An 18,956-nucleotide genomic window follows, 5' to 3' on the forward strand; every position below is an offset into this window, starting at 1 on the left:
CCCTCGAAAAGACTACCGAATGGACTATTTGCGCTTTCGAGTCTTTGCGAGTGATGGCTTGTCTGGCGCTGGTTTGGCGTTCGAGGCAACCTCAACGAGAGGGCGACGATAAGTGTCGACTCGACGCAGCCAGCCTGATTCCCACGGGTGGTTGGCTGGGATATTGCGAACCCGTTGTCGCAAAACAGACTGCGCGGCATCGGCATATTCCGCCAGCACCGCCTTCGGCTCGGTTGCCGTGCCGTTCATCTTGAGAAGCACTTGCTTCAGGCCCCAGCCTTGCCGGCTGCCAGTTTTCTTGTCGACCGCCGTCTCTTCCGGGTTGACGCCCTCGCCCTTAAATTGGACGTAATCGATAAGAGGGTAGAGATCCTTGGAAGCCTGCGCGATGCGTGAAAACTGGGTGATGATGTGCGCACGCTCCGCGCTGTCCGGGGCGGTTTGCAGGATCTTGTCCATCGCGCCATTGGCACGCACCACCAAGTATTGGGCCTGACCAGCGACGGTGTCGAGCAGGAACTGCCGCAGCTCTCTCATCTGAGGCGAGTTGAAGTTTTTCTGGAAATCGGCACGGCTTGTCCAGGGACAGGGCGGAATGGGCGTCTTGTCGAGCCAGGTGGGCAGATGCGCATTTTGTTGGCGCAGGAAAGCGAGCAAGGGTGGAAAACTCTCTTCGAAAGGCGCCGGCTTACCCGCTGGAAACCAGAGAAAATGGCCGATGCCAAGTGAGGCAAATTCCTCGCCTGCATTCCATGACGTTATCGCATCACGGTTACCATCCGTTTCGTTCAACCAAATCTTGTGGCCGACCTTTTGAGCCACATCGTCGGACAGAGCGAGTTGCGGTACGGCGACGACCTTGTCTGGATTGGTGTCTTTATCCTTATCCTTGTCCCTGCCTTTGCGGCTTGGCCTCTGCGCATCGGAAAACGGCGCAGCCGCGTTTGACCCTGGCTTTTCGGCGTCGGGCCGCTGTCGCGTGGCTACATCGATTTTCAGCTTTGATGTCTGCGCGTCGGGCGATGACACAGCCGCCTCCGGCTTTGATCTCTGTGTGTCAGGAAGCGTTTCAACCGTATCCGCCCGCGATGCTTGGTCCACGGTTGGCGGCGTAACGGCGTTCGATGCTGGGGCCGGAGCATCGGCTTGGGTCTCGGACTGTCGCAGAGTAGTTTCTTGTTCCGGTTTTGACGTGTGGACCCCAGACGGCGACGCGGCCGGGGCCGGCGTCGATGTCTGCGCCTCAAGCGGTGATGCGACCGTGTCCGGTCCTAACTCTCGCTGCGCGGTCGGTACCGCAGCTGTATGCGGTCCCGGGTCCGGCGCTCCGGTCTGCCGCCCGGCCGTCATTTCCGGTTCTGGCTTTTGAGCCGCGGGGAGCGGCGCCGCGGCCTCTAACTTTGCTCTTTGCGCGGCGGCTAGCATCGCTGCGCCGCGCTCTCTCAGCTTTGTTTGATCGTCGGCAACATCCGCCGTCACTGGCGCTTCGCTTTCAGACGGCGCCGTGTGGCGCATCCATACGGCCGCGGCTGCACACATCAGCAATGCGCAGTAAACCATCCACCAAGGGAATCGCTGCGGCATTTTCTGCGGCGCCCTCCTGTTGCTGCCGACCGGGCGCCGGTTGCCGTCAAAGTCGCCGCTCATGTCAATGTCTCCTTAAGGAGGCATTTCCTAGCGGCGACCCGTTAATACGTCGGTCTGTCGCTCGACGATACGTGGCCCGTTAGCGTCGCTCTTTATACCAAACTCGAATCTGTAACTGCTGAGCTGCGCGTTTCCATTGGCCTTTTGCTTATAGCCGTCGACCTGCTGCGTGAGCACGCATTGGTCTCCGACCCGGCCTGCCGACGATGATGTCGGGGTATACCTCTGCATCGGGTATACTTTTCTGAAGTCGTCTTCTTCCTTGATGACATCGGCTTTGGTCTTCATGGCCCGCCTTCCGTTGACGGTCCAGTTGACTTGATCATCGTAAACCGAACTGTCGAACGGCCGGTTGCCATAAATTCCGTGCTGGTCGAGCCAATCGATGATCTGGTCCACCTGGCACGATAGCCTTGTCCGGGATACCGGTTGGGGCGGAGGCGGAGTATACGTCGGAGGCGGTGCCGGACTTGTTCCGCTGGGTGCAAGTTTTAAGACCAATATTTGGAAAACCTTGAATCTGCATTCGCTGAGGTTCACGATGAGAGGAGCAACCTGTTCGCGCACAACGCCCACATATTCGTCCGTGGTGATGTTTCCGCTGATCTGCCCGCCGGTTGTCAGAATTTGCGAAGCCAGTCCTCTTAGCTCGACGCTGAGGGCACCTTTTGCCGTTGTGGTCGAAGCGCTGCCCTGGTCTTTGACGACTCCGCAAATGCGTTCTGCTGTGTTTGCGATCACGATAAGCTGAGCTTCACTAAGCACCTCAGCCCAAGCCCTCGGCGGCGTAATCAGCGCCTGCAGAAAAGCCGCAACAGCTATAAACAGAAGCTTTTTGCTCATGAAATGCCTCAAGCCCAATGTCTGAATTATAGAAGCTAGGTCGTCCCATTGCAACTTTCTATTGCAGGCGCGATTCCATACATCTTCGGCATGAACAGACGCGGCAGCGCAAACAAATCGCTGCGGTCGCTCTGTCTTTGATCAAGCGGCGAGCTTCCTCGTCGGGCACGTCAATATAGATTCGTGTTGCACCACTAGCGTCTGCCGGCGATCGCGGCGCGCGGCAAGCATAGGCAGGCCCAGCACCGGGTCGGCCAATCATGCGATGCCGAGAGAGCATCATTCTTTCGCCACCGCTCGGAGCAGCCGCTCGAGAGCGTTCTAGGTCATAACCAGACGCCGCCGACCTAGGCGGCCTTGTTTGGCGGTAGTAGCGACACGGCTGCCAGCGCGGCTTCGGAGAGACGGTCAAGGGTTCGATCGCCCTTCGCGCATTCGATGATCCCGCGCGATGTAACGGCGCGCTCTGTGGTCAGCAGCACCTTTTGGTTGCACCCGAACGAACACCGTACGAAATGGACAAAACTCTCGCTTTTTTTTGACCGAGGTGTTCGACGATCTCAACGACCTTGCGTAGCACCTTCACTACATAACGGTTCGGACATCCCCCCGAGAACCGACAGGATGAGCTGCAGCCCGATTTTAGAGAAATCAACGTATCCAACTCTGACCAATCTTCTCCTAAGTCAGCCGTGCCGTGGTACAAAGACGGACATGTTGAAGTAGCCAACCGAGGTATGGAAGGGATCCCGTTGCAGAGCGACAACGTTGATCGGCGTTTGGCAGCTGTATTGGCAGCTGACGTTGCCGGCTACTCTAGCTTATCTGGCTTGCCTATACTGGTTTAGCATACACCTACTTCTTTTGCGGCGATTATAGAGAGGCCTCTCAGTGGGTCGAGGCAGCAATGCGAGAAAACGCTAGAGCGCTGCCGATCCACCGAATCGCAATGGCCAATCACGCTCTGTCTGGCAAGCTTCGAGGAGCTCGTGAGGCTTGTGCAAGGGCCACGCAAATAGTTCCGGATCAACGAATATCCGACATTCGGGATCGACAGCCATTTAGGAGAGACGAAGACGTAGCGAAGCTAGCCGAAGGATTTAGAATTGCAGGGATGCCAGGATAGCCGTCCTGAGCTACCGCACCGCTGCCCATCTTCATTCCGCTTACAATGGATCACCTCGGATTCTGAACTGCCCCCCATTTTGACCGGACACCGGCGTTGGCCGGAGGAGCTAGGCCTAGTCCTAGGCATACGCCTATGTCCGATACGTTTTCGAAGGTGGAAGTCATCACCGACGTTGCCCGGCGGCGGTTTACGACGGAGCAGAAGCTCTTGGTCGTCAACGAGACGCTGCAACGTAAGCTGCCGCGGCGCTCTCTCAAGACGCTCGGCAACCGCTTCGATCATATGGAAGGTTCTAGTTCCAGAACTAGGCGCAGACATAGAAGCTCACATCGGCTCACAAACTCAGCAGCCGATAGCCGATCGCTTACCACTCCGCCAGACGGGGCCTCTTTCCCGCCTACGCTGCAACCGGGCATGTCGATCAGCTATGTTGCTCGTCGCCATGGGCTCTCCCCGAGCCTGGTCTTCCGATGGAGACGGTTGATGAGTGAAGGGGGGCAAGGAAGCGGTGCGGGCCGACGAGGATGTGGTCGCCGCGTCCGAAGTCCGGCGGCTGGAGGAACGGGTTCGAGACCTCGAACGCCTGCTGGGCCGCAAGACCATGGAGGTCGAGATCCTCAAGGAGGCTCTTGACCTTGCACGGGTAAAAAAACCGACCTTGCTGTCGCGATCGCAGGCACCGGAGGATACCCCGTGAAACGGATCGCAGAGACCCTCGGGGGTGGCCCGTTCCAACCTGGTTGAGCGAGCGGGTGGCAACCGTCCGAAGCACGCAGTCCCCAGACCCGCCGGGGATGCAGAGCTCACGTCTGATATCCGTCGCCTGGTGGATAGCCGCCCGAGCCATGGATGCCGGCGGATCGCCGCGCTCCTCAAGCGCGAGCGGCGATCCGCCGGCCACGCCCCTGTCAACGCCAAGCGCGTCTACCGGCTGATGAAGAAGAGCGGCTTGTTGCTGGCCCGGCATACAGGGCGCCGCATCCCGCAGGCCCATGTCGGAACGATCATGACAAGCCGCTCCAACGAGCGCTGTTGTTCGGACGCGCGGGAGTTCCACCTGCTGAAATGGCGAGATCGTGCGGGTTGCCTTTGCCCTCGACAGCCACGACCGCGAGGTCATCAGTTGGGTGGCGACAACGGCTGGGATCTCCGGCGAGGTGATCCGGAACATGATAGTCCACTTTGTCGAGCAACGGTTCGCCGACATCCGGGCTCAGCGCAAGGTGCAATGGCTGACCGACAATGGATCCATCTTCGCCGCCTATCGCACCCTTGAGATTGCCGCCGCCCTGAACCTCGAGCCCTGCTTCACACCGGTCGAAAGCCCCGAGAGCAACGGCATGGCCGCGGCGTTCGTGAAGACCTTCAAGCGTGACTATGTTCGTGTGAACCCGATCCCTGACGCGTGCACCGCCCTGCAGCGGATCGACCAATGGATGGAGGATTACAACTCAGAACACCCGTACTCCCGGCTGGGCTACCGCTCACCGCGCGAGTACATTGCATCACTCAAACCAGCCGAGTGTCCGGTCTGACGGGGGCAACTCCAGGGTCCGGACGTCCGCACCACCACTTATTCACCAAATGAAGGCACAGCAGATCCTAGTGGTTGCCAGGAATCTGCAACCTAACGGTAGAGTCGCAGCGTGAACAGCAAAGTACGTCCCATGGCCAGCGCAGATCAACTTAAGGCGCTTATGAAGGCATATGCCGAAGGCGATGCCGCTCAGTTCCATTCGATTGCCATGCAGATCGCTGCTGGCGAGGCCCGCAGTGGCCATGGCAAGCTTGCGGAAGAGCTTCGTGACCTCATTGATAAGTCCAGGGTAAGGGTGCCTTCGCCAGGGCCAGCCCCCATTCCGCTTGCCCGCCCCCGGGGGGAAATTGCCGATCTCCTTACCGTCACCTATCCGCAGACGCGCCTCCATGACCTGGTGTTGAGCGCGAAAACCAAAACCATTCTCGAACGCGTGGTCCGCGAGCATAAGACGATAGGGGATATTCGGGCCCACGGATTGGCGCCTCGCAAAAAGCTCTTATTGGTTGGCCCTCCGGGCACCGGCAAGACTCTCACTGCCTCGGCAATCGCCGGTGAACTTTCATTGCCGCTTTTTGTCGTTCGCCTCGATAGACTCATCACCCGCTTCATGGGTGAGACAGGCGCCAAGCTGCGTTTGATCTTTGACGCTATCGCTCAAACCAGAGCCGTGTATCTGTTTGACGAGTTCGATAGCATCGGTTCCGAGCGTGGCCTGAGCAATGACGTCGGTGAAATCCGACGCGTCGTTAACAGCTTCCTGCAAATGGTTGAGCAGGATGAATCAGACAGCGTGATCATTGCAGCCACAAACCATCCAACCATTCTGGATCGTGCCCTCTTCCGGCGGTTCGACGATATCGTTGAATATTCGCTGCCCGGCGAGAAGGAAATCATAACAGCCCTGAAGTTCAAGTTTGCCTCTCGAAAAATCGCAGGCGAAACGAATTGGCAAGCGTTGGCGAGAAAAGCCAAGGGGCTCAGCTATGCCGATGTTACGCGTGCCGCCAGCGACGCCATCAAGCATGCGCTGATTGAACGTCGCGAAATCACCAGCAAAGATCTGACCTCAGCCATTTCCGAACGCAAAAGCGTGCTGGCACACAGAAAGCCAGCGAAATAACCCAAATCCTGAATGCCACGCTATCCGCACCTGTTATTGGACACTCCTGCGGAGTCGGCCCGTTACACGGCAACTCGAGGACATTCTCCTCGCTTCAACCTGCCGGACCGTAACCGGGCTGGGCACGCAGCTCATTTGCGTGGAGCGCTCGACGCTGCCCGCACGCAGAGAGAGCAATTTCCCGTTCAAGTAGGAAACGGCTTTTACGAATCCCCGGGCATCATTCTGGCTTTCGAGAGCGACCCCAATTTCCCGTTGGCGTTTGAGAGTCTTGAGCTGAGGAAAAGCGGCATCGAACTCCTTTCCGTCACGACCGATGACCAGAACCGCACGATTGCAACCATCATCGTTCCCGACAACAAGATCACACGCTTCATCAACGTCCTGGAAGCTTACCGGAATGCGGTGCCAGGCAAGCGAGACAACAAGAAGCTCGTCGAAAGCATCGCCAACATCAAGCTCGCGACTTTGCGTGAGTTGTGGACCGATGATGCGGCCCTTTATCCGGCCCCCAACACAAATTTCTTTTGGGAAGTCTGGCTGCGGGCGGGCCAGGAAGGCACCGAAGACCCCCTCGCACACATGCGGGAGGCCTCTGGCGACTTTGGCTATGAAATCATTTCCAACGAACTCAGGTTTGTTGACCGGACAGTTGTGCTCGTCCGCGGTACGCCGGAGCAACTGTCGAGAAGCGCTGAGGTCCTGGGTGTCATTGCTGAAGTTCGCAAAGCCAAGGCGACGGCCGATCTCTACTCGACCCGCGGCGCAGAAGAACAGACCCTCGAAATCGAGCAGACCCTGGCGCGGCTGAGGCCACCACCGGCGAATTCGCCGATCGTCGGCTTGCTCGATACGGGCGTCAACCGGGGCCATCCCCTCCTCGCGCCACTTATCAGCGATAACGACGCGCAGACATTGAAGCCGGCGTGGGGTGCCCACGACGGCAATCAGGGCGGTCATGGTACGCAGATGGCGGGGCTTGCCCTCTATGGTGACCTGGCTGAAGTGTTAGGCGGCGCCGGGCCCATCGAACTCACCCATGGGCTTCAGTCGTTGAAGCTTCTGCATCCGGCCGATCCACACGATCCGGACCTCTACGGCGCGGTGACCATTGAAGGCGTCTCTCGCCTCGAAGTCGATGCCACGCGCCGGAAAATCTTCTGCATGGCGATAACGACGACGGATGGTCTCGACCGAGGGCGCCCCTCGTCCTGGTCAGCCGCGATCGACAATCTTGCCTTTGGAGCGATCAACGACACACCGCGGATGATCTTGATCTCCGCCGGCAATACCGGCCTCGCTGAAAGAGCGGACTACCCCGAGTCCAACGAAACATCGTCGGTGCACGATCCCGCGCAGTCCTGGAATGCGCTGACTGTCGGCGGATATACCAATCATGCCTTTATCGACGCTGAGACCAATCCGGGCTGGACAGCTCTGGCAAGCCAGGGGGACCTGGCGCCGAGCAGCACGACATCGGTCACCTGGCCACGCTCCAACAAGACGCCGTTGAAGCCGGACATCGTGATGGAGGCCGGAAATATGGGATCGCCGCCCGACGGCAGTGACCCGGACTTTCTTCCTGAGCTGCAATTGCTCACGACCAATTACGTGTTTGAGGTCGGGCGACCGCCCCTTGCCGGGTTCAGGGACACCAGTGCCGCGACTGCGCTCGCCGCCAACCTGGCCTGCGAATTTACAGCGCGTTACCCGGACTATCGTCCGGAAACCATCAGAGCGTTCATGGTCCATAGTGCGCGCTGGACCGACGCCATGCGCGACCGGGTGAAGTACCCGGACGGTTCGCTTGACACCACTCGACTACTCAGGACTTTTGGCTACGGCGTGCCGGATCGGGAGACGCTGTTTTACAGCGCGCAGAACAATCTGACCTTGGTAGCCGAGGATACGATCCAGCCGTTCTTCCTTGACGAGGAAGACAGCGCCATCAAGAGCCGCGACATTAACTACCATCACTTGCCCTGGCCGCAAGAGGCCCTAGAGGCGCTGCCATTCGACACGCCCATCGAGATGCGCGTCACTCTCTCCTATTTCATTGAACCCAGTCCGGGTGAGCGTGGGTGGGACCGGAAATACGGCTATCCCTCGCACGGTCTCCGCTTCAAAGTCATCCGGGCAACTGAAACCCTTGAACAGTTCAAGCTGCGCATCAACACCTATGACCGGGACGAGGACTACGACGAGGACCACGCGGGCGAAACTGGCTATTGGGAGCTTGGCACCGGCAAACCGACCAACGGCTCAATCCATTCCAACACCTGGCACGGGAGTGCGGCCGAGCTGGCCCGTCGTGGCCATATTGCTGTTCACCCGACCTTGGGCTGGTGGCGTACACGAAAAAAGGAAGGTCGGTACGATCGGTCTGTACGCTATTCCCTGATTGTCTCTATCTACACACCTCGCCAGGAACTCGACATCTATACGCCCGTTGCTGTTCAGGTCGGCATTGAGATCCCGATTGAAATATGAAGTCCGTGCGACTGCACCAAATCTTCAAATATGAGTTTTCGCATGTCATGAGCAAATCGCCGACAAACCAGCGTACGCAGAGCGCGGAAAAGTGGGTCGAAGAATTCGTCTCGCTCCCCTTCATCTCCGAGTTCGTTTTTCGGAGCCCGCAAACAATCGACACCAGCCAAAAAGAGGTCGTCGATTTGCTGGTCTCTCACAGCGGGATGAGCATTCTGATCTCGCAAAAATGCCAGGAGGATCCTTTCAGCCGCAGCCCTGAACGGACTGCGGCCTGGGCAAGGAAACAATCCAAGAATGCCCTCTCTCAGCTCCGTGGCGCTTTAGGCACTGCAAGGGCGAAAAAAGTCGTGTGGTGTGATCACCGTCGACGTGGACGTGTCGAGTTCCCGGACGGCCTTCCGCCAATCGATCATGGCGTTGTGATTGCCGAGGTCTTTGAACACGTTGAACTCGAGCCAGAGAGTGATTTCCCACTCGCCATAAACGAAACTCCGGTCACATATCTTTCGGTCAACGACTTTCTCAACCTGGCTCAGGAGCTGCGCACCCTCCCCGAGATCTTGCAGTACCTGAAAACCCGACGATCGTTACCGGCAACGTCGCTTCGCACAATAGGCGATGAGAAGGCCTTGTACGAATACTACCTCGGCAATGATGGGTCATTCGGCGGATGCACGGGTCACATGTCTGCGAAAGAGTTTGTTGCAAACAATACGGATCGATTAGCGACGGCTCGAGCGACAAAGGCGGACTCGGATCGTTACAGCAAAGTGATTGAGTACGTAGCGGATCAACTCGCCACACGTCTGACGGAATACGCATCGGAACTTCCGTCCCACATCCTTGCTGCTTTTGATGATCCCGCCGATCGAAGCCACTATCTGGAGATGCAAGGTATTCTGGCCAACTTGCGTTTGCGGGAACGCGCTGAATTAGGACGTGCCTTCAGTGGGTCCATTGAGACTTTAAAGGACCACCAGGAAGGGTTCGTCTTCAGATCCCTCTACTTTGACTCTCGGCCTGATCTCGTCTTCGTGCTGGCGTCCAGCAAAGGAATTTCCCGGCCTACGGTTTTGGCGCGAGGCCTTATGCTTACGCGAGCTGCGATGGCGCACTACAGGAAGTCACGCTCCATGCTGATCATTGATCGCGATGGAAGCGGATTCGAAGTGTCGATTATTGAGTCTTCCGGCACGCCAACTGAAGAGGATGTCTCAAATGGCAAGCGGTTTTTCGGCAATCTGAAAATCATCGACTGTGCATATTCATTCGCACGCACGCACTAAACTCTCGCGGGCCAAAGTAGCCCGTGGCCTCGCCGACGCGAGCACCAAAGAGGTCTTTGAGGACTGATCGCCGACAATGAGCACCCAAACCATCAACGATCTTCGCGACACAATTCGGAAACTCAAGCCCGCCGGCCAAGACGGGTTTGAGGGCCTGATGGCGAAGGTCCTAACCGAGCTCACGAAACGTACCTTTGCCCTGGCCAGTTCCGGATCGCAGCGTGGTAAAGATGGGCAATCAGCGCTCGACAACGGCGCGATCACGTTTGAAGGCAAACTCTACGACGACGCTGTCGCCAAGGATCAGGTCCTCTCTAAGATTGCAGAAATTGCGGTTGACGAGGAAGGCCAGACCGAGCTTTGGATCATCGCATCCACGGGCCCCATCTCGACCCAGCATAGCAATACTGCAAAAAGAGCGGGAAGGCAGCTTGGCGTGGCGGTTAAGGTACTTGCTTGGCCACCGACCGGCCTGTCTGAGCTTGCGACCCTGATTGCCATGGCGCCCGCGGCGTCAGCGGAATTCCTTTCTCAGCATACCAGAACACCTAAGGCAGATGTGGTCGCCCAGCTTGAGGCCGTGCGCTCCGACCCTCAGTTTTCCGCAAGATCGGCCGAGCTCCAGACGGACCTCCAACAACCCAGTCTCGCACCGGCATACGCGCTGAAGGATAACATAGCTTGGCTGTCGAATGCGTTCGGCAACAAGAAACGGGCCCGCGCGGTTTTCGGCCAAGCGCTCTCGCCCGAAGATGGATCCATTCCCGGTGTCCTGGACCGCCCGGCGCTTCGCGACACTCTCGCAACGGGTGTGTTTTCCACGCCCGACGGCTCGATCACGGCCATCTTGGGCGGCGATGGGAACGGAAAGTCCTGGATATTCGCCCAGGCTTGGACACACCAGACGATAAAGCCGCTGACGATTCTCATCTTGCCGGACGATTTCAAAGTGCCCTTTTCGATTGAATCGCTGCAGGAGCTGCTGATTGCGAAGTTGTTGACCCAGGCCGGGGAGACCGCGACTGCGGAGTCAACGAGGCGGTGGCAAGATCACTTCAAACGGTGGCGGCATCGGAAGGACACTGAAAGCCCGCGACTTGTCGTTTTCGTGGACGGCCTTAACCAGCGAGAGAGCTTAGACTGGGCTCGGCTTATCGATGCTTTGAGCGAGCTTGTTGCAGAGCTAGGCGGTAAGCTCGTTATCAGCTCCAGGCGGGTATTCTATCGAGACAATCTTCAAGGTCGTCTCATCGCCAAGGTTGTCGAGTGCGATGTGCCGGAGTGGAGCGATTCAGAACTTGAAACGCTATTGACGCCGCTCGGTACCTCGATCCAAAAACTGCACCCTAATGTGGTCCGGAGCTTACGCAACCCGCGACTTTTTGGCGTTGCTGCCGAACTTCTGAAAGGCCACGCGATTGACCAATTCGAGGAGTTGAGCGTCAACCGGCTGCTCTTCGAGCACATTCGTACCGGAGCCATAACAAACGGAAGCTCCGTTTCACCCAAACAGTTCGTTAGCGACATACGAACGCATGCCGACCAGATCGTAGAGAGACTCAAGGTCAACCAGGAGGCGGACCTTACGGTTTTCAACCGACCTAGCCCGTTTGCATCCAGTTCTTCAGGTCGCACTGTGACTGACCAATTCGTTCTTACGTCCGCCGGTCGCTTCTTCGAAATCCTGGACGATGATCCAAGCAAATACGTCTTGAAGGATGAAGGTCTCTCCCTCGCCCTGGGACTTTCGCTGGTGAACACCGCTCGAACGGCGCTTCGGCAGAACACAAACGTAGATGACGCACTGTCCAAGATCTTGGACCCGATCGTCGCGCTCGACCGGACCAGTGACGTCCTTATTGGCGCGATCCTTGCCGCCGTCCTCGACCAGTCCCCCGCCCCTGTCATTGCGGCTTTGGTTCGATCTTTCATCGCTTTGCAGAACCTCGACCAGTCGCTTTATCCCGAATTCCAGGCACTCCTGAGGCAAAACCCAATTGCGTTTATTGCTGGTCTCGAGGAAGCGGCGCTGACGGAAAATGTGACCTCGAACTTGTCGTGGCTGATCCAGGCCGTCCACGACACGCGCGGATCACCCGAGTGCTCGACTGCGCTGAAGAGCGCTATCCATCGTTGGCTCAGCATGTACTCAACCGCACCAGAGCGTATGACGACACTTCCCCCCGATGGCCAGGAGGAAGAGCGTAAGAAGCGGCGCGCGAAACGCGAGGGCGAGATTGCAGACGCGCTGGCACAGTTCACTGATGTCGAGCACGCGCTCCTCGCCACCCTTGTTAAAGAAGAACGCGGTAACTACAGCAGCCTCAGTGACCTTGCCTTCCAATTCCTTGCCGGGCATCCTCTGGCAGAATATGCGGAAAGTCTGCGAAACTGGGCCTTTGCTGCTTCCTTTAACGGCGGATTCCGCAATCACCACGCCGACTTTGACCACCTGATCGGGCTCAATCTCGCCGATTGGAAGGCCAGCCGTCTCGCGATCTTGGAGGCTGCGAAAGTCTTTCGAGCACCCGGCATGTCTAAGACTGGCAGCTGGGCTCTCGCTTATTTGCTCCGTGCCACAGCGGACAGTACCGATGCCGCGGAGGCTCAGCAAATTGTCAATGAGCTCACCAAGGACAGGGAGCGGCGCGAAGGCTGGCGGCTTGTTGAAACCTTCTGCGACACCGATCCCTGCGACCCTTCCTCACAACGCCCGGCCAACATCGACGCTACGGCAGAAAAATATCGTGCTCTTGATGTTTCGACCCTGAAAGAGCACACGGGTAGAGGCGGAAACGACCATCTCTTTGATATGGCGCGCCCCGGTCTGGCTCGTTTCAGACCCGATGCGGCGCTCGAAACAATGCGGCGCTTTGCCGAGCACAGCCTGTCCAGAGAGACCGCCGGTTTCCGCACGGCCGCCTTCTTTATTGAGCCGCATACCATTGCCTTAGAAGATTCTGCTGCACCAGGCTTTGTAACGAAGGCTGCCGAAATCGCGACCGAGGCATTGGCAGGCGATGAGAACAATGAAAAGTACGGCGCAGCGCAGTACTCACTTCTCATCGCATTCCCGCATATGAGCGGCGATGCACAATTCGACGCCCTTATCGCGCACCCGAAGGATTCGACGTTTCTTCTGGCATTGGGCCATCTCTTCCAACCTTGTGACCCCGCCAGATTGGAAACCGCGCTGGAACAGGCCGGCGCCGATACCAACGAAGTCGCACAGTTCCGCATACTTGCCTTTGCCGAACTTTCTCGAACACCGTTGACCCAACGGATAAAGGACCTCGCTATTGGCTTGCTAGCCTCCAGCCACAAACATGTGCGGCTGTCAGCTCTAGGCCTCTTCAGAACAACCGCTGACCCGGATCTTCTCGCCGCATTGGTCAACAGCAACTGGCGCGCCAGCAATCTTGATAGCGTATCGGACAACGTCGAGATCATGCATGGTTCTGAGGCGCTCGTGCTTGCGTCGGAGAAAGGTCTACTCTCCATTGAGTCTTGCCTGGAGCGTATCGATCTTTTGGCTTATCAGGACTTCGTGATCCGCCTAGGACCGAGCGCCGCGTCGGCTGTCGCTGCGCGTCTCGACATCGCCATTCGGAAAGCCGCCGAATTCAAGGTGCAAACCAATCTCCCCAATATTGAGCAGCGTTTCGAGGGGCAACATTGGCCGTCTGTCTTGGACATTTCGGAAAAGCCCGTCGACCAGGGGATGGCAGCGCAGCTGGACCAGCCCTCCGATGCAGACGCTTGGTATCAACGCCAACAGCGCAATCAGGACGCGGCGGAGCGCTTCGAACGTGAGCTGTCGAAGGCTGGCGCGCAGATTATCATCAAGTCTGTCACGGCTAAGCTCATTGCTGAAATCGACAGAGTAGATCCGGCGATGACCGATAGCTGGTTGAACTTTTTCTCGGCCTTAGACCAAGCCGCATTGAACAACGTCCACAATGTCGCTTCCGCTTTGGCAGAGGCGATCTCACACAGAAATTCAGCCGGCAGCCTTGCCCTGATAAGGCGTCTTGCAAGCGGGTCACCGCACGTCCGAGCCACTTTCGGCAGAGACCATCTGAGCCTTGATGCAGTAACGGCTTGGGCAGCGGCGCCCAACGCCGAAATGACGGCATTACGTGCTCAAAGACTTGATAGAACCGCCAGCGACCACGAGTTGGCTGTGGAGGTTCTGGCAGCTATCTGGGCCAATCGCGAAGACGAACTTCGCGATTACGTGCTCGATCGACGGAGCCGAGAAGAGCCGGCGTATCGCGCGCGTGCGGCCATGGTCGCAGGCTTCAGCCCCAAGGAGGACTGGGCACTCGAAACGATTGCGCTCCTCAAAGACTCGCACGGCTTCCTGAAGCGCGCTTACGAGGGCGCCACGTACGCTATGGATCGCCATTTGTGGTCGAAGCATTGGTCTCGCCTGATGGCAACGGCCACGGACCCTATCGACGTGTGGCGTTACAGCATCCTTCTGTACAAGATTGTAGACGGCCGCTTTAGGACGTCGGATCTGGTAGATGCCCAGCCAAGTACAATCATCGAGAGATTCGGCCCCACATTCAGCAGTACTATTCGCAACCGTATCAATCACTGGAAGAACGAGCGCAGCTCCAAGCTATTCGGCATGCAAGCGCCGGATAAGATTTTCCTACCCTCCTGATGAACCGCCGACCACCCAACGTACCGCAGAAACGCGGCGCCGGCGCATCGGTTAATCAACCAACAGCTTGCGGGCTGTAAAGAACCCGACACGCGAACTTCAAAGTACGATTTCCACTGGCCTTTCTAATCAACGCCTCAAGAAATACGGGCCTTTCACTGCCTCGCATCATGGAAGGCCTTGAGTCGCAGCAGGTATGTCAGCCCGCTTCGCTTCAGAACCTCCTCCTTGTCGCCTTTTGCGGCCACTTCAACAAAGAACTGAGCAGCCGTCGCGGTAATCGCCTTGGCGAGTGCCGCCTGTGGACCACCGGCAAGGAAGGCCCCTCCGACTTCGGGAATAATCTTGATGGTGTCGATCGCGCGTTTGTGCCACGAATGATTGTCCTAAATCGTAGCCTCGACGATTACCGGCGCGTCGATATCGGGCGGCACTTGCTCCCATATGATGCCCTTAAAATGTGGCCCCATGCACGCGTGCGCATCGAAAGAGATACAGACAAGAAACGCCGCTGCCCGCAAAAGCCTCACGGATTTACTGAGCGCTTTAATCCGCGTCATAGGCCAGAAATCCCTCTCCAAATTTAGAGGCGCAACTCATACATCAGCCAACTATTGGCATCGCGGCAGCCCAGCGAGCAAGAGATCAATAGACCCGACGCCCAGAGGCCTTTGAATCCTGCGCGCTCGGCTACTGCGGCTGAGAGACCGTCATGCGCCTCCATGAGCAGCGAAAGTTCGCTGCTGGAGCAGATGATAACGGGATATTGCAAATTACCGACGCTGGTCGTGGAAAGATCGGAAAATAGACGTTTCTTGCTGTATAGTACGAGTCTGGGCATTGCGTCCCGGCGTCCGCGGAGCGGTCGGGCAGTTGGCCCACCCTTTCGGGTGGGCCGCTTGCTTGTTGACTCGACCGAACTGACCGTCCTAGTCGACGGCGATAGCGGCTTCGGAAATTTCGACAACGCCCGTCTGCTGGCGCGCAAACTCCATCAGCGCGGCGCTGGCGGGATTGCGCTGGAGGATAGCTGTTTTCCGAAAACAAACTCCCTTATCGGCTAGCGGCATCCCCTTGCAGATACCTCCGAGTTCGCAGGGCGTCTACGGGCAGTGAAAGACACAGTTGCAGAAGACTTGGTCCTGGTGGCCAGGATCGAGGCGTTGATCGCCGGCCGCGGAATAGACGACGCAATTTCGCGAGCTCATGCTTACGCGGATGCGCGTGCTGATGCTATTCTTATTCACTCCCATAAGAGCAGCGCGGATGAGATCCTTTCGTTCGCGCGCGCGTGGCGGAACCGGCTGCCTGTTGTGCTCGTTCCAACGAAGTACTATCGAACACCGGCCTCTGAATATTGAAAAGCACGCATCTCCACGGTCCTCTGGGGCCAATCATGCCATGCGAGCTGCATTGGCGGCGATGCGGCGGGTCTGCCGTCGTATCTTAACCGAGGAGAATACGACCAGCATAGAGCCCGACATCGCAACGCTCGACGAGGTGTTCGAACTATTGAATTACGACGAGCTTGACCGTGCGGACTCTCGCTACCGTCTCCCTCCCAGCCTGGAGCAATAACTTCTCTGCGATGCACCGTACTCGCTCTCGAAGGACCTTCGCCGTGCAATTGGCAGCCTTAAGCGTTACACTCAACTGCACTTATCAGCGCCACGCGGGATGAACGCGCTTCTATCTTGGAGACCCGGCAATGCGGACGATGATCGACATTCCTGAGAAGTCGATCCGTTTGCGAGAAGCCCATGGACCCACATCCAACAAAAACTACCCGACTTTCTGGACCGACGGAGAGCGCTCATGGTGGCGCGACGGACAGTTCTCATCAACTCTCGCAACCTCCTCTCCCTCACAGCGTACCCCTACCCCGTTCCCAGCCAGAACGATTCAAACTTAACCCGCTCTAGCAAATGCCGGGACTAAACATCTAGAGCGAAGAAAAGCACGGCTTCATCGATGTGGACGGTTCGCCACATCATTATTTAGCATTATTTAGCCGCTCCGTACCATCCTCCAAGGTTTGGCTATCCGGCGGCCCAGTACAAAACTGGCTGTAGCTCCCTTACTAGCGGGGACACACCCAACTTATCCCTTTCGCACGATCTACTACCTTCTTGCCCGATCTGGCCGCCGTCGCACTTCCAAGCGCCGTTGGCGACCTGCATGATGCATCGGCTCCATACGCTAGAAGCCGATTTCGGCAGCTCAAGATTGGACGGTTGCGATGCCACGTTCCGTAATTCCTGCTGGTTCTTGGCCACGCCGTATGTCAGCTGCAGTCGCGGCAGGGTATTGCGGTGAGCCAACTGTCGAAGCCTTTCTCAAACGAGTCGGTATGGAGTATCCTCGACCACGCGTGAAAGAAGGGAGGCGTCAGCTGTGGTTGAGAGACGATCTGGACCGAGCTATTGCGCCGGGCATCGTGCCGGGCGACCTCGCCGAGGATTTGTGACGTTGGAGCGCCCGCTTCCACGCTTCGTGGAGGTGCGTCGGCTTGCCCGCGGTTCGGCCGCATTCTACTTCCGGATCCCGACCCATTACCGGAATCTCGGCTGCGAGATGGCGAATGAGCCACTTGGGACGAGCTATGCAGCGGCGTGCGGCGATGACGGAAACGGCGGACGCGCCGCCACGCTCAACGCCTGGTTCGATGAATGGAACAATCAGCGCAGAGGGCAGCCGGGGGAGCAGGGAAAGATCTCACGCTACGGCACCGTCGATTGGCTATTCCGGCAATACAAGACGGAGAAGGCGTACAGTGAGAAGGTTTCACCTCGGTCGCGCCCCGACTACGAACGGATCATGCAATTGATCTGCGACACCGTCGGCAAGAGCGGACGCCGGATCGGCGAACGGCAGATACTGGAAGTCACGCCAAGAGCGGCGGATAAGATCTACGACAAAATCATCAACGGCCCGAACGGCCTTAGACTGCGGCAGGGAGAAAAGGTGGTTGGGCTCTGCCGAAAGGTATGGCGGATCATGCGTCGGCTGCACCCGGAGTTGTTCGATAAGAAGCACCCGAACCCCTGGGACGATTTCACTCTAAAGAGCCGCACTAGGACCAAGAAACACGCGGTTACCCGTGAGGAGGTATACAAGTTCGCGTGGGGTTGCATCAAGGAAGGCCGGCCTGAACCCGCGGCCGTCGCAGTGATCTGCTTTGAATGGCTGCAACGGCCGGAGAACGTGGTGGCCGGGTTTTTGACTTGGGCTGACTACCGCAGCAAGAACTGGCCGCATGCCGTGCGTATCGAGCACCACAAAAACAAGGCGCTGGTCTGGCACCCGCTCGAAGAGACAGTCGAAGGAGAGACCGTCAAGTTTTATGCGGAAGCGGAGGACGTTTTGAGCCATCTGCCCAAGCTCGGCGTCCCGATGATCATGCGTCGGGTTGAAAGGGGTGAGCGCAAAGGCGACGCCAAAGTATGGTCCTATCCCGGCATGGAAAAGGTCGTACAGCAAATGCGCAAGAAGATCGACGACGTTTCCAAGCTATTCACGCTCGATGCCTGTCGACACGGCGGCATGACCGAGCTTGAGGAAGCCGAACTGACGGACGGCCAGGGACGCGCGCTTTCCGGACACAAGACCGCGCAGGCCTATCGTGGTTACGCCAAGGAGACGATGGCGCGAGCGTTAGCCGCAACCCGAAAGCGACACGCGCATCTCCTGGCGCAGAAGGAACTTGATCAGCAGCCGATTGCTGGCGAAGCGGAATCGCCTCGCGATGAAACGCGCCAAATGTCTCCAGATATCGGCTCGCAAAGATAAACTTCGAGCTCCGTTCAACACTGCAAAAGGTCGGAGGCATTCTCGCCCGGCATCCGCGGCATCACAAACCTGAACAGTCGAAAGCTCGAATTCGTCAGCAGCATTCTAGCGCCCAACTGACAGATTGAGCGCCGCTCAATTTCGTTATGATTCGCGTTCGCAATCCATCCAGAACGAACTGAGCACAGAATTTCCAAATGCGGGCTGAACCGAATTTCCAAACGCGTTGAAAATTCTTGATGCGCCAAAGCAATTTATTTAATTAATTCAATACCTTGAATATGGCTGGGGCGGGAGGGATCGAACCTCCGAATGGCGGAATCAAAATCCGCTGCCTTACCGCTTGGCTACGCCCCAACGCGCCGATCGAAGGCCACGTCGGTCTATAGGGTGAGTCCCGCCATTTCAACAGGGCGGCGATCGAAAAGGCACGAAAG

General features: G+C 57.7%; 8 protein-coding genes, 1 tRNA gene and 3 pseudogenes. 8 read left to right on the top strand and 4 right to left on the bottom strand.

From position 1 onward, the window contains the following. Window positions 1-24: 24 nt before the first annotated feature. Complete coding sequence (locus ACVMIH_RS18595) at window positions 25-1,647, bottom strand: hypothetical protein (protein ID WP_456862878.1); 1,623 nt, start codon at window positions 1,645-1,647, stop codon at window positions 25-27. Between the two features lie 27 nt (window positions 1,648-1,674). After that, entirely contained in the window at window positions 1,675-2,490 is an 816-nt protein-coding gene (locus ACVMIH_RS18600; protein WP_456862881.1) for a hypothetical protein, read from the bottom strand. A gap of 1,486 nt (window positions 2,491-3,976) precedes the next feature. On the opposite strand from ACVMIH_RS18600, the pseudogene ACVMIH_RS18605 reads away from it, so the two are divergent. The 6 genes and pseudogenes from ACVMIH_RS18605 to ACVMIH_RS18630 form a co-directional block, all read left to right on the top strand. Next, a pseudogene (locus tag ACVMIH_RS18605) lies at window positions 3,977-5,154 on the top strand (IS3 family transposase); the annotation flags it as partial. A gap of 111 nt (window positions 5,155-5,265) precedes the next feature. Further along, the gene (locus ACVMIH_RS18610; RefSeq protein ID WP_456862884.1) at window positions 5,266-6,279 is read left to right on the top strand and encodes an AAA family ATPase; all 1,014 of its coding nucleotides are present in this window, start codon (window positions 5,266-5,268) and stop codon (window positions 6,277-6,279) included. A gap of 12 nt (window positions 6,280-6,291) precedes the next feature. Further along, the gene (locus ACVMIH_RS18615) at window positions 6,292-8,769 is read left to right on the top strand and encodes a S8 family peptidase (RefSeq protein WP_456862887.1); all 2,478 of its coding nucleotides are present in this window, start codon (window positions 6,292-6,294) and stop codon (window positions 8,767-8,769) included. Window positions 8,770-8,816: 47 nt separating this feature from the next. Next, complete coding sequence (locus ACVMIH_RS18620) at window positions 8,817-10,058, top strand: hypothetical protein (RefSeq protein ID WP_456862890.1); 1,242 nt, start codon at window positions 8,817-8,819, stop codon at window positions 10,056-10,058. A gap of 76 nt (window positions 10,059-10,134) precedes the next feature. Beyond that, on the top strand, window positions 10,135-14,730 hold the full coding sequence (locus tag ACVMIH_RS18625; protein ID WP_456862893.1) for a hypothetical protein: 4,596 nt from the start codon (window positions 10,135-10,137) through the stop codon (window positions 14,728-14,730). Window positions 14,731-14,900: 170 nt separating this feature from the next. After that, window positions 14,901-15,317: a hypothetical protein gene (locus tag ACVMIH_RS18630; RefSeq protein ID WP_456862896.1), complete on the top strand. Its 417-nt coding sequence runs from the start codon at window positions 14,901-14,903 to the stop codon at window positions 15,315-15,317. Window positions 15,318-15,337: 20 nt separating this feature from the next. Here the strand turns inward: ACVMIH_RS18630 and ACVMIH_RS18635 are convergent. Further along, window positions 15,338-15,484: pseudogene (locus tag ACVMIH_RS18635) on the bottom strand (isocitrate lyase/phosphoenolpyruvate mutase family protein); the annotation flags it as partial. 148 nt (window positions 15,485-15,632) lie between these two features. Here ACVMIH_RS18635 and ACVMIH_RS18640 point away from each other — a divergent pair. Beyond that, window positions 15,633-16,308, top strand: a pseudogene (locus ACVMIH_RS18640) (isocitrate lyase/phosphoenolpyruvate mutase family protein); the annotation flags it as partial. Window positions 16,309-17,199: 891 nt separating this feature from the next. Beyond that, complete coding sequence (locus ACVMIH_RS18645) at window positions 17,200-18,519, top strand: hypothetical protein (RefSeq protein ID WP_456862898.1); 1,320 nt, start codon at window positions 17,200-17,202, stop codon at window positions 18,517-18,519. A 282-nt stretch (window positions 18,520-18,801) separates the two neighbouring features. On the opposite strand, the gene ACVMIH_RS18650 is transcribed toward ACVMIH_RS18645, so the two are convergent. After that, window positions 18,802-18,876, bottom strand: a tRNA-Gln gene (locus ACVMIH_RS18650). Window positions 18,877-18,956 lie beyond the last annotated feature (80 nt).

It is taken from the genome of Bradyrhizobium sp. USDA 4503, assembly GCF_054055815.1.

Excerpts from the sequence above, each read along its gene's own strand:
- ACVMIH_RS18600 (WP_456862881.1), bottom strand. The coding sequence starts at position 2,490 with ATGAGCAAAAAGCTTCTGTTTATAGCTGTTGCGGCTTTTCTGCAGGCG.
- ACVMIH_RS18620 (WP_456862890.1), top strand. The coding sequence starts at position 8,817 with ATGAGCAAATCGCCGACAAACCAGCGTACGCAGAGCGCGGAAAAGTGG.
- ACVMIH_RS18615 (WP_456862887.1), top strand. The coding sequence starts at position 6,292 with ATGCCACGCTATCCGCACCTGTTATTGGACACTCCTGCGGAGTCGGCC.
- ACVMIH_RS18630 (WP_456862896.1), top strand. The coding sequence starts at position 14,901 with ATGGAAGGCCTTGAGTCGCAGCAGGTATGTCAGCCCGCTTCGCTTCAG.
- ACVMIH_RS18595 (WP_456862878.1), bottom strand. The coding sequence starts at position 1,647 with ATGAGCGGCGACTTTGACGGCAACCGGCGCCCGGTCGGCAGCAACAGG.
- ACVMIH_RS18625 (WP_456862893.1), top strand. The coding sequence starts at position 10,135 with ATGAGCACCCAAACCATCAACGATCTTCGCGACACAATTCGGAAACTC.